We start from the raw sequence: 13,609 nt of genomic DNA on the forward strand, positions 1-13,609 counted from the left end.
AGAAAACCGACGCGCGTTGCGTGGCAATGCAACCGAGCGTGTCGCAACCTCTTGCATCAAAGCTAAGGCTGTAATTTACAGCACCATAATAGAATAACACAAAGCCCCTGCGATTGCAAGGGATTTGCGAGCTTTTTTCGTTTTTTTACTAACCTAAGTTACTAGAGTATGTTCTGATCCTCTTTCGTAAATAAAACTTAGTTTGACAATTTACCCATTTTTGGAGGTGGCGATAAAGATAGATACTGTCTGATCTGGATCATATTTTTCAAAATCAATACTATACTGACGTCGCAGTTCTCTTGCTTCTTCTGCCTGCCAAATTTGTTGCCAGGTATGAAGAAAACCTTTTGAATCACTTGTATCCACCTCAAATACTTGGTAGGTTTGTCCTGAAGTGTCAAAATCCCAGTCTTCTTTATCGGATAGACTACAGAGCGACAAGCTGTAATCCCCCTTGTAGTCGCTGACATAATCATGATAGACTGCATAAATCGAAAGCCCTTGGGCAAATGCCTCCTCTACTTCTTTCTGGTGTTCCTGCCATAGATGGCTAATTTTTTCCATCATGTTTGGATCTTGGAAATTATTTGTAGAGATACTACTGATTATTTTTAAAAACATTCCTTCGCTCCTTTTACTTTCACTTCTAAGGTGACTGACTAGCAATCAACCTCAGCTCTAAACTTTCTAGCTACCAAGAGGCTAATTCACGCAACAAAATGAAATAGCATTCTTTGCGTATAGGATATATCACACCATTCACTATCAACTCCCTTTTCCCAGAAAAAACGATGCCTATAACAGACAAAACGTTCAATTTACCGGTCTCAACCAGAGCTGAAAAACAATGCAGGCTTCAACCAAGACCATCCTTCCAATTCTTATTGATATAGTCTGGAAAGTTTTTAACGAACATTTTTTGTGCTCAAGTCTAAGACATAAAGGGATTCCAACTCAAAGCAAAAATAGGAAATCGACGCGCGTTGTGTGGCAGTGTATCCAATCGTGGTCACAACCTCTTGCATCACAGCTAAAGATGTGATTTACAGCACCACGGTAGAATAACACAAAGCCCCTGCGATTGCAAGGGATTTGTGAGCTTTTTTTCGTTTTTTTAGGATGAAACTGTTTTCCTATTTCATCTTCATACAATTACTAATTTACGACTATTAAAACCAATCTTTTCTTCTATATAATACGAGTCATTTTGACTTTGAATTTATCTTCTGATTGATCCACTAAGATATCTGCTTTAAACTCGGTTTCTCTATAGTAACGCTGATACTGCTCCCGTCTCATCTGATGGCTAGCTAGTATAAAGGAAGCATCGCGATTTCTCATAGTCGTATCTCGAGCTAGGCGCCGCTTTAATTCGGTCTCTTCATCCGTGTAGAAACAGATAGTTTTGTCAAAGAGTTCCTTGGGTAGGAAACCCACAGACATCCCTTCGACAACCAGTATCGGTTTCGAACCAGATAAGACTTCGCTTGGCTTCCAAGGTTCATCAATCGTCAAGATGTCCATACCTGCCTGCAAGGCGAGAATATCCCTCTCCAAACTTTCCAGTTCATGAGCCACTGGGAGGCAAGCTGTCACTTTTTGATCTGGAAGTTCTTTTGGCACCACTAAATGACGGTTTGAGGTAATGTAGGGATCTGTTTCTAGTAAATTTACTATAGTAGAATCTAGGGCTTGATATAATTCCTGAGCGAAGGTAGACTTGCCTGAAGCTCCATGACCGTAGATCCCTAACGTCCTAATTCTTCCCGTTTCAATCTCTGAAACCAGTTGCTCTATCAGGTCTTTTTTCTTCATTCTCTCTTCACCTGTTCATAGCTTTCTTTTCCGTCATTAAGCTTGTCCCAAATCACCACTTGCCCACTTTTGAGGGATTTTTGCACATCGATAATTCGTTGATTAGAGGAACCTCGAAACTGGAGCATGAGATTACGCTTGCTTTTATCATACCGTCCATCGACAAGGATGTCAATCAGCGACAAGAGTTCCAGTTTATCTGGAGTTTCCAGCATCATTTCTTCCCAGGTATATCCAGTCCAAGACCAGATGTCTTTATCTGGCAATTCCTTACGGATACGTTTGACGAGGGGCAAGAGAATTCCTGTATTAAGAAAGGGTTCTCCTCCTAGCAGGGTCAATCCTTGAACATAGGGCTGGGCAAGATCTACCATGATCTGTTCTTCTAACTCTGCTGTATAAGGAATACCTGCATTGAAAGACCAAGTCGCAACATTATAGCAGCCCTCGCAGTGGAACATACAGCCTGCGACATAGAGGGAGTTGCGCACTCCTTCTCCATCTACAAAGTTAAAGGCCTTGTAGTCAATGATTCGCCCTTTACTAAGCTCCTCGCTTTTCCATTCACCTGGTTTTGGTGTATTCCATGTCATCCTTTTACCCCAAATCTATCCAGTAGCGCTGACTTCTATCGATTGTATTTTCGTAAACACCGCCAGCGGAGAGAATCGTGCGGCGGCTGGCTTCGTTGTCTTCATCGCAAGTAATCAGCACTCGTTCCAATCCTTGCTTTCGAGCCTCTGCTAGTCCTAATCTCAACTGCTCCTTCCCATATCCTTTGCCTCGTTGACTGGGACGGATAGAATAGCCAATATGACCGCCTTCCACAAATAATTTGTCATTCAAGGACAAGCGCAGGGCTAAAAATCCCAAAGGTAAGCCGGTCTCATCAAAGGATAAAAATTTGATTGCAGGAACCCAGCCTACTGGCAGGTTGACAGCATCCTCTTGCTGCTCTACAATCTTTAAACAATCCTCATAATCCTTTGCTCGCTTCCAAGCGGAGCCCATGCCACCGTGCATATAGGATTTTGCTGCATCGAACTCCGCAATCATCTCTAATATCGCTTCTTTATCTTCCAAAGTTGGTCGTCTTAGCTCCATGCTTCCTCCTTAATCGACATCAATCCAATAGCGCTCCGTTCCGTTTCGAACATCCTCCAACTCCCCACCATTAGCTAAGATAACAGCTCGGCTTGCTGGATTTTCTGTGCTACAAGTCACTAAAGCTCGTTTAATATTCTTTCCCTTAGCAACTTGTAGACCTTGTCGGAGGGATTTTTTGGCATAACCCTTACCTCTTTCAGATGGACGAATGGAGTAGCCAATATGGCCCCCATTTTCTAGTAAGTAGTCATTTAATCGGAGACGAAGGTTGAGAAAGCCAAGAGCCTGGCCTGCTACGTCAAAACTAACCAGTTGGATAGCAGGAACCCAGTTTTCAGGAATATTGAGTCCCGCTTCCGCTTGAAGATTTTCTTCTAGCCACTCTTCATAAACAAAATTGTTGGCGTTCCAAAACCCACCATCGTGGGCTGATTGAGTCTGTTCAAACTCTGCCATCATCTCTAAAACTGTTTCTTTATCTGCCAATGTTGGTCTGCGTAGTATCATTTTTACCTCCAATTAAGAGAAAAGTGAGAGGCAACTCTCACTTTTATTTTTTCTTGTTCTTGTTTAAAAACTGTTCTCTGAGGTTGAGCAAGCGTTCTTTTTTTCCTACTCCACCTTTCGAATGTTTTTCATGATAACGGGTTACTTGAGCACGTCCCTTATCGTCTAATTGGTATTTCCCCATTGCGTTTCCTTCTAATTTATTACTTCATGTCCGGCTGTTTTAATGGTTGAGCCGTTCATGTGTTTGACACGCGCAGCGATTTCCTTGTGACGTCCGTTAACCATTGGACGAGCTTGTGGATTTCCTAAATAACCGCAAGTCCGTTTCACAACATCAACTGTTTTAGGATCATTATTTCCACAGTTGGGACAAGCAAAGCCTCTCTCAGTTGGTTCAAAATCCCCTTCAAAGTCACACTTGTAGCAACGATCAATCGGAGTATTGGTCCCTAGATAGCCAACTCGGTCATAGGCATAGTCCCAAACAGCTTCCAGGGCCTTAGGATTTTGTTGAAGAACTGGATACTCACAATAATGGATAAAGCCACCTGACGCACCTGCTTCTGGATAAACTTTCTCAAAGTCTAATTTTTCAAACGGTGTTGGATTTTTACGAACATCGTAGTGGAAAGAGTTGGTGTAGTATTCCTTGTCCGTGATGTCCGGAATAGAGCCGAACTTCTCTGTATCCAAGCGACAGAAGCGGTCTGTCAGACTTTCAGACGGTGTGGAGTAGATAGAGAAATGGTAACCATATTGGTCAGACCACTCTTCCACACGTCGTTTCATATCGCGAATGATATCCAATGTGAATTCCTTGGCTTCAGGATTGCTTTCCCAGCTGTTTCCAAAGAAGACCGTCGCAACTTCGTACAAACCGATGTAGCCCAGCGAAACTGTCGCGCGGCGATTCTTAAAGAGTTGATCTACACTTTCTTCTTTTCCGAGACGGCGACCGAAGGCTCCGTACTGATAAAGGATAGGGGCATTCGCTGGTGTTGCTTCCTTGGTCCGTTCAACACGGTAAACCAGAGCATCTTCTGCGATGTTCATACGCTCATTGAAGATTTCCCAGAACTTATTCAGATCCCCTTCAGACTCGAGGGCGATACGAGGCAGATTGACTGTCACAACACCTAGATTCATACGACCTGAATTGACCTCGACACCATTCTCATCCTTCCATCCTTGGAGGAAAGAACGGCAGCCCATAGGAACCTTGAAGGAGCCTGTCAGTTCGATAATCTTATCATAGGATAAGACATCTGGGTACATCCGCTTGGTTGCACACTCAAGAGCCAACTGTTTGATATCGTAGTTAGGTGACCCCTCCTCTAAGTTAAGGCCTCTTTTCAGCGTAAAGATGAGTTTAGGGAAGATAGCTGTACGGTGTTCTGAACCAAGCCCCTTGATTCGGATGTTTAAGATAGCTTTTTGAATTTCCCGCTCAAAACGACTAGTTCCTAGACCAAAACCGAGCGAAGTAAAAGGTGTTTGTCCATTTGAAGTGAAGAGGGTGTTGATTTCATACTCAAGAGATTGCATGGCATCGTAGATGTCCTTTTGCGTTTTTTTCCAAGCGTAATCTTCCCGTTTTTCGGGCAAGACCCACTCTTCCGCATCCTTGAGGTGTTTTTGATAATTCTTCTCCGCATAAGGCGCCAAGACTTCATCGATACGGTCAGCTGAACAGCCCCCGTACTGGCTAGAAGCAACGTTGGCGATGATTTGTGAAATTTGAGCTGTCGCAGTCTGGATAGACTTGGGACTCTCTACCTCTGCATTCCCAATCTTAAAACCATTTTCCAGCATGCCTTTAAAATCAATCAAACAGCAGTTGGTCATCGGAGTGTAGGGGCTGTAGTCCAAGTCATGATAGTGGATATCCCCTTTTTGGTGAGCATTAGCTACGTGCTTAGGAAGCATTTGCAGCCCGATTGACTTCCCAACAATCCCTGCTGTCAAATCACGTTGGGTGTTGAAGACATCGCTGTCTTTATTGGCATTTTCATTGACAACTGCTTGATCTTTATTGAGAAGTTTATGGATACTAAAGTTGATATCTGTCGCTTTTGAGCGCTCAAAATCCCTTTGTGTCCGATAAGTGATATACTCCTCAGCCAAGGCATATTCTTTGGCTTCAAGGAGTTCATGTTCTACGACATTTTGAATTTCGTAAATCTTGACACCTTGAGGGAAGCGACTGTGAATTTCAGTCACGATTCTTTCAACTAGACCATTTAGGCGTTTTTCTACTAGAGGCGTAACGTCCATAACCTTTTCCGCCGCCTTGTGGAGAGCCTTGTCAATCTTGTCTACATCAAACACCACTCGTCTACCATCTCGTTTTTCAACGAACAAGGTGGGAACGGTTGCAAGCTTTTCTTCTAATACAATCATATCCATGCTCTTTTCTAAAATGTTGTTCTATGAAGTATTATACCACTCTAAAAATAAAAATCAATATCTTGTGTTAAAAATCCTAAATTTTTTAAAATTCCACAAGATATTGATTTTTTGTTATTTTGATTTATAAAGTTTGAACTCGCTAGTATCTGTCTGAACAAGCTCATAGTTTTCACTGAGCCAGCTCTCTACATCTGACCACAAGGCAACTTTTTGATTGACCACAATCATCTTCGGTTGATTCTCTTTCAGGTCATTCATCAGTTTGGTTTTATTTTCATCGCTTGCAGTATAAAGTGTTGGAGTTGATAGAGAAGTCGGCGCCAAGCGTTCACTTGCACGGTAGAAGTCAGGACGATCATCCCAAGCATAGACACGATCCTCAGAACTCGTTTGTTGTTTGACCACGCTAGCAAGACGGTCTCTCTCCTGATAAGTCGCTGGGTGCGAAAGGTAGCGACTCACGATAGGAAGAACAATGAGGTAGGCAAGGGCAATCAGTGGTAGATAGAAATTTCCTTTAAGGAAAGAAGTTTGTTTCTCACGTCTTCTTCTACGACGACTCTCTCCATCCGAAACATCTTCCTTGATTCCGGTCAGAAGGAGCAAGACCAAGAAAGGAATTAGCACCACAAGACGAGTACCGTTGATAGGTTCTTTGGAGAGAATCAAGATTCCCAAAGAAACCAACAATCCCAAGCTAGCAGCAATCGATAAGGCATATTGCTTGGCTGGTTTTGACTGGAACAAGCCTGCAAAGAGCAAGCCAAGGGAACCTAATCCAATAGCAAGCAAGCCATAGAAGGCTGCATTTTCAAGCAAATGCGAATTTGAAAAGAGGCTAAGAGTATTTACCGGATACAAGGTCTGGCTAATGGCATCTCCAAAACTACCTGTCCACACTGTATAGTAGCCTAAAGGATAGAATAAGAGTGAAAATCCTAGGGCTGACGCAAAGAACTGATATAGGCCATGAACAAAGTGACCTTTGCCTAGATTAAAGCCGATAATCCCCAAGGCCAGTACAGCCGCAAACAAGGCTGTTGGGACTGGCGCAAAGAAGAAAGCGAGAGCAAGGCTCATACCCACTCGTACAAATCCTCTGTCATCCTTTGGAAAAGCTAGATAATTTGTAACGATATTCAATGAATAAAATAGGAAAGGCAGGGCTAGCAAGAGAGCATAACCGCCACCAAAAGCGAGGCCCGCTACAAGCAAGTATAAAATAAAGACAACTCGCTTCGCTTCCTTTTCTTGGCCGACAAGAGTATCTGCAGCCTTAAAAAGGAAAACACCTGCTCCAAACAAGGCCAACCACTCAACCAAAGCAATCAAAACACTGCCTTGAAAAAGGTAGGTTAGCACATAATAGAGCAATCCCTCCGTCCCAAAATAATCTGTATACATTTGACCATTTTGATGCAAGGCCCAACCGGTATAAAGATCCTGAGTTTGTTGCGGACTGACTAAGCCAAAAATAAAAGGCAGGACAACCGAAATGGCTGTGGCCACTAAACTCCAAATCATGATACTAAAAAAGGGAATGGGAGCTCCTTCTCGTTTCTCTGGCACTGACCAGTCTTGGTAATGAGATTCTTCTTGTTTCTCATCTATTTTCCCGTATACGTTCATTCAATTTCTCCTCTAAGTTTATCTGTTTTAGTATATCAAAATCTTACAGGAATGTCAGCTTGGGATTGATATTTGCTGAATTTCTTATCCAATAACGCAAAGCGTTCGATTTCACGAAAACGATGAAATCGACTATTACTATACTCTCTGATAAAATCATCATCTTCTAGATTAAGCATGGTTTTCTCCTTTACTTATCTATTCGTAAGAAGACAAAAAAGACCCAGCCTTGGGCTAGATCTTGGTCGATAGTTAGAGCATAGGTGCAAACAACTGGACAATTTCCTTGATTAGGCTTTGATACCAGCTGGTTTTGATAGTGTGGGGATAAATTTCTTGAGAAACTTTAAAAATCTCTTCGAAGTCCCTTTCAATATCGATGATAGACTGCGTTCTATAAAGCAAAACGGCATTTTCATAGTGGTGGAGCAAGCTACGATAGTCAAAATTGATGGTCCCCACAGTAGCTGCCTCTCCATCGACAAGCATTTGCTTGCTATGAAGAAAGCCGGGACTGTACTCATAAATGCGAACCCCCGCAGATAGCAAGTCTGGATAGGCTCCCCGAGTAACTAACTGAATAACCTTCTTATCTGGGATACAAGGCGTCACGATTCGCACATCTACCCCTCTCAACGCTGCATTTTTGATACTTTCGGTGAGATCATAGTCAGCAATCAGATAGGGTGTCGTGATATAAACATAGTCTGTAGCTTGATTGATAAGATTTTGATAGACCGTTTTTCCAACCTGGGCTCGGTAGATGGGCTTTGGTCCACTACTATAGGGAATACAGAGCCCCATCCCATCTTTTGGCTGATTTTCGAGATGGTATTGGTCAAAGTCGCTAATTTCCCCACGGTTGATGTACCAGGCAGATAAAAAGAGTCTGGTAAAAGCCTTAACTGCTGGTCCATCCAGACGAATACCGCTATCCTTCCAATAGCCAAAGCGTTCGATATGGTTGATATACTCATCAGCCAGATTGATACCACCTGTATAGGCAAATTGACCATCGATAATCATGATTTTACGGTGATCACGGTTGTTATAAGCAACAGTCAAACGTGGAATCACCTTGTTAAATTTGTGGGCTTCAATCCCTCGACCACGAAGCTGGATGGTGTAATCTCCGGGCAAGGTTGCCATACAACCAATATCATCATAGAGAAGCTTCACCTCTACTCCTTGAGCTGCCTTTTCTTCCAAAATCTCCAAAATACTATTCCACATCAAACCTTCTTCGATGATATAGTATTCGAGAAAGATAAACTTCTCAGCTTTCTTGAGATCCTCTAGCATCTGATGCCACATGCTTTCACCAGATGCAAAAAATTGTGTATCCGTTCGATCATAGACATCGGCATTCGTGTCCATGCTGAGGAGAGATTTGATAACTCCGTAAGCTGACTTGTCTTGTTCCTTTAACTCCAAACGGAGAGCTCTGCTATTGTCCTCTCGATCAACCATTGATTGGAGCTGCTTTAGCTGCTTCATTTCTTTTTTAGATAAACGGCGTTCTCCAAACATGATATAGAGCAATGGCCCAAACACTGGCACAAAGGCTACTAACAGCCATGTTACCTTACTCTCAGGATTCATAGATCGATTGACAATCGATACAATGGTCGCTAAACTCACTAAAATGACTAGGATAATCCAGACAATTGGAGCCATCTGCCCTAGATAGAGAAACAAACCAAAGATGATAAACAACTCTGCCAACATGATGGTAATACTAAAACCATACTTAGACATGAGTAGCTGCATTTTTCTAGCTGTCATACATCCCCTTCCTTTTCTAACATTCTCCCTCGTCGCTTGATAAACTAATCTTTCTACTAGTATACCTCAGTTCAGGGGTAGTTAGCAACCTTTTGCCTTTTTCTATTCAAACTATTCCAAGAACTGCAAGGTTCTTAAACTACACCCTTACTATATGAAGCATTCCCCTTTTTATCTTTTTAACTAGGGGATTAAGAGGATTAAAAAGAACTACCAAAATGATAGTTCTTTCTAATATTATTTATATTTTGAGGAATAAGTCGCTTCCACTCTACTTGATTTTTAGAAGAGTTCTTTGTAGAGAGCAATGGTTTCTTCTAAAGTTGGCATGAATGGATTGCCTGGCGCACAAGCATCGATCAATGCATTTTTAGAAAGATAGTCAAAGTCAAAGTCTTTTTCTTGGATACCGAGTTCAGTGAGTTTCTTCGGAATACCTACGGTTTCAGACAGTTTCTCAATTTCAGCGATAGCATAGGCAGCACATTCTTGGTCTGTTTTCCCTTCAATATGGAGTCCCAAAGCCTTGGCTACATTGCGAAAAGCTTCTGGTACCCGTTTGGCATTTTCACGTTCTACAACTGGAAGAAGCATGGCACAGCAGACACCATGTGGTAAATTATACACTGCACCGAGTTGGTGAGCCATAGAATGAACATAGCCCAAACCAGCATTGTTAAAGCTCATACCACCAAGGAAGATGGCATTGACCATCGCCTCACGCGCTTCAATATCTTGGCCATTTGCCACAGCACGAGGAAGATACTCTTTGATAAGCTCAATCGCTCCGATAGAGAGTTTCTTGGTCACATTATAAGCACCTGGTGTTACCAAGGCTTCAACAGCGTGGGTAAGAGCATCCATACCTGTCGCTGCTGTCAATCCTTTCGGCTTTGAAAGCATAAGTTCTGGATCATTGACAGAGATGAGGGCAAGGCTGTTCTTATCAACCATTACCATCTTGACCTTGCGTTCTTCGTCAGTAATAACATAGTTAATGGTAATTTCTGCAGAAGTTCCAGCTGTTGTATTGATTGCAACCACTGGCAACCCTTTTTTAGCAGACTTATGAAGCCCCTCATAATCCTGTGGTTTGCCACCATTTGTAGCGATGATAGAGATACAACTAGCCGCATCCTGAGGAGATCCTCCTCCGAGACTAATGATGAAATCACAACCATGCTCTTTCAAGGCAGCCACTCCGTCTGTGACGTTCTTGCAAGTTGGATTTGGCTCCACATCACTAAAGATCACATATTCGATCCCTTCAGCATCTAAGGGTTTTAGGACCTTTGGTAAAATATCACTTCCCTCGATGAATTTGTCTGTCACCAAAAGGGCCTTCTTATACCCCAGTTCCTTGATATACGGACCTACTTCATTTACAACACCTTTACCAATAAGGTTAACTGATGGAACGTAAAATGTAGCCATATGCTTTTCCTCCTGCGCCTCTGCGCTGTTTAATTATTTACTATAAGTATACGACCTAATAAGAAGTTTTACAAATATTTGTAAGCGTTTTAAGTAAAAAAACGGTAAAGAACCACTGGTCCCATTTTAAAACAAAAAAGCTCCAAAAAGATGGATTTCATCTCATTGGAACTTTTACTGAATGATTATTGCTTAGTTAATACCACTCGGTCAGATGGCTCTCGGTCCATATCATCGATAATCAATTGATTACCATTAACCGTGTAAATTTTGACATCATCTCCGATAATGACACGTTGATTTTCTGGCTCAAAGCTAACTTGCTTGATTTCCTTATCTCCATCTGGCTCGACCTCAGTCCATGTACCAGTTTTACCTGTTACAACAAGAGTGATTTGGTCATTCTCATCTTTTCCAGTATAGGTACCATCGATGTTCGTAGGTTGAGCTACAGTAGTGTCCTGACTTGAGGACGCCTGTGGTTGACTGGCACTTGTAGCAGCACTAGAAGATGACTCTTGTTGAGCAGATTGCTGGGTAGGGGCTTGTGCCTTAGGTCCACAAGCTGCTAAAAGACTAAGAATTGCTAGGGAAGCAATAGAAAGTGTGAATGTTTTCGTTTTCATAGCGATTTCCTTTCTTTTGTGCCAATGTTTTGCTGGAATCGTTTCCAGATATACCTCCTACCTACAGTATAGCAACATAAACCTATAAGGTCAACTAATCTCGTCGCTTCCAACCAAACTCCCTCGGACTTCCGAGATAAAGTAGAGGGATCCCGTCACGAAAAGCAAGTCCTGATCATTGGCCTTATCTTCAAATTCTCTGATAAAGTCCCCATAGGAAGGAATCAAATCGTAACCTGCCACATCCTTTTCATCCAGAGAGCCTTGGTAGTCAAAGCCTGTTACCTTAAGTTTTACCTGAGGCAACTGCTCCGTTAGATAGCCTAACATCCCCTGATAATCCTTGCGTTTAAGTGCTCCAAAAAGGATGCGGGCTTGATAGCCTTGCTGGATTTTCCCCTGGATAAACTCTACTAGACGAGTCAAGGCTGGCAGATTGTGAGCCCCATCTAGGTAGATTTGCGGGCGAATCCGTTCCAATCGACCTGCCCAATGTGTCTCCTTCAAAGCCCGTCTAACAAACTCTTCTTCGACTCTTTCACCTCTTGACGCCATAAACAAAAGAAAAGTTTCCAAAGCCAAGGCGGCATTTTCTTGCTGATAAACACCTTCCAAACTGATGTCAAGCTGGGAAAAGCTTGCTAGCTTACTTGAAAAATCCCCAGCATTCAAGGAGAAGTCTCGCCCAGATTGATAGAGATCCACAGTTAACTCTCTTGCTGTATTTTGACAGACAAGCTCCGCTTCTGGAGTAAACTTGGCAATGACTGCCTGCTTGCCAGCCTTGAAAATACCAGCTTTCTGCTTGGCTATTTCCTCCAGACTATCCCCCAGAGTCTCCTGATGATCTAGCCCAATGGAAGTAATAACTGCAATCTCTCCTGTTACGACATTAGTCGTGTCAAGCAAACCACCAATCCCCACCTCTAGCAGGACTAGATCCACTCCCTGCTCTTTAAAGTAAAGCAAGGCAATCAAGGTCAACAACTCAAAGAAAGACAATTGATCATGTGTTTCTAAGAGAATTTTCTCCCTCTCCTTGACTTGGTTAGCTATACGAACAAAGTCTTCCTCTGCGATTGGTTGCCCATTAATACAGATTCGATCATGGATACTGACGATATGAGGAGAGGTAAAAGTACCAACTTTTTTACCATGAGCAACAAACATCTCCCTCATGAAGGCAATAGTTGACCCTTTACCGTTAGTCCCTGTTACGTGGATAATAGGATAAGTCTTCTCAGGATTCCCCAGCAAATCCACTGCTCGCTGCATTCGTCCAAGTCCAGATCTAAAGTTTAAACCAATCCGACTATGAAGCCATTCTTCTACTTCAAACATACATGTCTCCTTAACAAAAGTCCAATCAACTACCGCATCAAAGTACGATTACAAATAAAAAACGAGGTCGGGACTAAAATCCCGACCTCTTACCTGGTTAGCTAATCACTAGCTACTATGAATTTCAACGTGGGCTAAAAACATCCACCGGACTTACTTACGGTCTTTATTTTTAGCGTAAGGGTAAAAATATCCCCCGGATATTTTTACTCCTCCATAAAGCTGTTGAAGACTTCTTCAATCATGTTCCATTCGTCTTCTGAGTCTTCTGGGATTGGTTGCAATTCGCCTTCTGTTCCGTCTTCATTTTCGATGAATGAGTAAGCTTGGATTTCAACTTCACCATTTTCATCTTCTTCTGCGTTAACTGGCACTAGCAGAACATAGTTTTTACCAAATTCTTCTTTCCCATCGATGGTCAAAAGAATTTCAAACAAGGTTTCATTTCCTTGCTCGTCTACTAGTGTAATCAATTCACGTTCTTCGTGGTCATGGTTGTGATCGTGTGACATAGTTTCTCCTCTGTCTTAAAATTTTCTATCTAAATAATTTTGCAAAATCAGCTGAGCAGCCAACTTATCAATAACTTTCTTGCGTTTGTTACGGCTGATATCTGCTTGTTCAATCAACATACGCTCCGCAGCGACCGTTGTCAAACGCTCATCCTGATAGTCTACTGGCAAACCAAAGAGTTCTTCTAGCTTGGCACCATAGGCTTGACTGGCTTCTACTCGCGGACCGCTGGTATTGTTCATATTTTTTGGCAGACCTACTACAAAGCGTTCTACCTTATAGCTGTCAACCAATTCCTTGATACGATCAAAACCAAACTGGCCCTGGTCCTCATTAATCTGGATGATTTCAAGTCCCTGAGCAGTGAAGCCCAAGGGATCGCTAATAGCCACCCCTACTGTTTTTGAACCAACGTCCAATCCCATAATTCTCATAGA

The 13,609-nt window shown here is 42.4% G+C and carries 15 protein-coding genes; all 15 read right to left on the bottom strand.

Features of this window, described 5'->3' with window-relative positions; translation table 11 throughout:
• Positions 1–210: 210 nt before the first annotated feature.
• On the bottom strand, positions 211–624 hold the full coding sequence (locus tag B7714_RS03415) for an effector binding domain-containing protein (RefSeq protein ID WP_000478847.1): 414 nt from the start codon (positions 622–624) through the stop codon (positions 211–213).
• Between the two features lie 567 nt (positions 625–1,191).
• The gene (locus B7714_RS03420; protein WP_000725974.1) at positions 1,192–1,818 is read right to left on the bottom strand and encodes a uridine kinase family protein; all 627 of its coding nucleotides are present in this window, start codon (positions 1,816–1,818) and stop codon (positions 1,192–1,194) included.
• Positions 1,815–2,411, bottom strand: a complete 597-nt coding sequence (gene nrdG / locus B7714_RS03425) for an anaerobic ribonucleoside-triphosphate reductase activating protein (RefSeq protein WP_000220157.1) — start codon at positions 2,409–2,411, stop codon at positions 1,815–1,817. The genes B7714_RS03420 and nrdG overlap by 4 nt, the downstream gene beginning before the upstream one ends.
• A 4-nt stretch (positions 2,412–2,415) precedes the next feature.
• On the bottom strand, positions 2,416–2,922 hold the full coding sequence (locus B7714_RS03430; RefSeq protein ID WP_000423439.1) for a GNAT family N-acetyltransferase: 507 nt from the start codon (positions 2,920–2,922) through the stop codon (positions 2,416–2,418).
• 9 nt (positions 2,923–2,931) lie between these two features.
• Entirely contained in the window at positions 2,932–3,432 is a 501-nt protein-coding gene (locus tag B7714_RS03435; protein WP_000603391.1) for a GNAT family N-acetyltransferase, read from the bottom strand.
• 43 nt (positions 3,433–3,475) lie between these two features.
• Entirely contained in the window at positions 3,476–3,616 is a 141-nt protein-coding gene (locus tag B7714_RS09895) for a hypothetical protein (protein ID WP_000521629.1), read from the bottom strand.
• An 11-nt stretch (positions 3,617–3,627) separates the two neighbouring features.
• Complete coding sequence (gene nrdD, locus B7714_RS03445) at positions 3,628–5,835, bottom strand: anaerobic ribonucleoside-triphosphate reductase (protein WP_162284798.1); 2,208 nt, start codon at positions 5,833–5,835, stop codon at positions 3,628–3,630.
• 120 nt (positions 5,836–5,955) lie between these two features.
• The gene (locus B7714_RS03450; protein WP_084859648.1) at positions 5,956–7,473 is read right to left on the bottom strand and encodes a damage-inducible protein CinA; all 1,518 of its coding nucleotides are present in this window, start codon (positions 7,471–7,473) and stop codon (positions 5,956–5,958) included.
• Between the two features lie 35 nt (positions 7,474–7,508).
• Entirely contained in the window at positions 7,509–7,652 is a 144-nt protein-coding gene (locus B7714_RS09900; protein WP_164497043.1) for a hypothetical protein, read from the bottom strand.
• A gap of 73 nt (positions 7,653–7,725) precedes the next feature.
• Positions 7,726–9,258, bottom strand: coding sequence for a cardiolipin synthase (cls, locus tag B7714_RS03455; protein WP_084859649.1), 1,533 nt, complete (start codon positions 9,256–9,258; stop codon positions 7,726–7,728).
• A 282-nt stretch (positions 9,259–9,540) separates the two neighbouring features.
• On the bottom strand, positions 9,541–10,692 hold the full coding sequence (locus B7714_RS03460; protein WP_084859650.1) for an iron-containing alcohol dehydrogenase: 1,152 nt from the start codon (positions 10,690–10,692) through the stop codon (positions 9,541–9,543).
• Between the two features lie 185 nt (positions 10,693–10,877).
• Entirely contained in the window at positions 10,878–11,318 is a 441-nt protein-coding gene (locus tag B7714_RS03465; RefSeq protein ID WP_084859651.1) for an SP_0198 family lipoprotein, read from the bottom strand.
• A gap of 90 nt (positions 11,319–11,408) precedes the next feature.
• Positions 11,409–12,659 (bottom strand): bifunctional folylpolyglutamate synthase/dihydrofolate synthase, encoded by a 1,251-nt coding sequence (locus tag B7714_RS03470; protein ID WP_084859652.1) that lies wholly within the window; start codon positions 12,657–12,659, stop codon positions 11,409–11,411.
• A 206-nt stretch (positions 12,660–12,865) separates the two neighbouring features.
• Positions 12,866–13,171: a DUF1292 domain-containing protein gene (locus B7714_RS03475; protein ID WP_000017624.1), complete on the bottom strand. Its 306-nt coding sequence runs from the start codon at positions 13,169–13,171 to the stop codon at positions 12,866–12,868.
• 15 nt (positions 13,172–13,186) lie between these two features.
• A complete protein-coding gene (gene ruvX / locus B7714_RS03480; RefSeq protein ID WP_002876031.1) occupies positions 13,187–13,606 on the bottom strand; it encodes a Holliday junction resolvase RuvX in 420 nt (139 codons plus the stop codon).
• Positions 13,607–13,609: the final 3 nt, after the last annotated feature.

This window comes from Streptococcus oralis subsp. oralis (genome assembly GCF_002096595.1).
GTDB lineage: Bacteria > Bacillota > Bacilli > Lactobacillales > Streptococcaceae > Streptococcus > Streptococcus oralis_D.

Bases quoted from the DNA above. Each gene is read 5' to 3' on its own strand.
- B7714_RS03415 (WP_000478847.1), bottom strand. From the start codon at position 624: ATGTTTTTAAAAATAATCAGTAGTATCTCTACAAATAATTTCCAAGAT.
- B7714_RS03420 (WP_000725974.1), bottom strand. From the start codon at position 1,818: ATGAAGAAAAAAGACCTGATAGAGCAACTGGTTTCAGAGATTGAAACG.
- nrdG (WP_000220157.1), bottom strand. From the start codon at position 2,411: ATGACATGGAATACACCAAAACCAGGTGAATGGAAAAGCGAGGAGCTT.
- B7714_RS03430 (WP_000423439.1), bottom strand. From the start codon at position 2,922: ATGGAGCTAAGACGACCAACTTTGGAAGATAAAGAAGCGATATTAGAG.
- B7714_RS03435 (WP_000603391.1), bottom strand. From the start codon at position 3,432: ATGATACTACGCAGACCAACATTGGCAGATAAAGAAACAGTTTTAGAG.
- B7714_RS09895 (WP_000521629.1), bottom strand. From the start codon at position 3,616: ATGGGGAAATACCAATTAGACGATAAGGGACGTGCTCAAGTAACCCGT.
- nrdD (WP_162284798.1), bottom strand. From the start codon at position 5,835: ATGATTGTATTAGAAGAAAAGCTTGCAACCGTTCCCACCTTGTTCGTT.
- B7714_RS03450 (WP_084859648.1), bottom strand. From the start codon at position 7,473: ATGAACGTATACGGGAAAATAGATGAGAAACAAGAAGAATCTCATTAC.
- B7714_RS09900 (WP_164497043.1), bottom strand. From the start codon at position 7,652: ATGCTTAATCTAGAAGATGATGATTTTATCAGAGAGTATAGTAATAGT.
- cls (WP_084859649.1), bottom strand. From the start codon at position 9,258: ATGACAGCTAGAAAAATGCAGCTACTCATGTCTAAGTATGGTTTTAGT.
- B7714_RS03460 (WP_084859650.1), bottom strand. From the start codon at position 10,692: ATGGCTACATTTTACGTTCCATCAGTTAACCTTATTGGTAAAGGTGTT.
- B7714_RS03465 (WP_084859651.1), bottom strand. From the start codon at position 11,318: ATGAAAACGAAAACATTCACACTTTCTATTGCTTCCCTAGCAATTCTT.
- B7714_RS03470 (WP_084859652.1), bottom strand. From the start codon at position 12,659: ATGTTTGAAGTAGAAGAATGGCTTCATAGTCGGATTGGTTTAAACTTT.
- B7714_RS03475 (WP_000017624.1), bottom strand. From the start codon at position 13,171: ATGTCACACGATCACAACCATGACCACGAAGAACGTGAATTGATTACA.
- ruvX (WP_002876031.1), bottom strand. From the start codon at position 13,606: ATGAGAATTATGGGATTGGACGTTGGTTCAAAAACAGTAGGGGTGGCT.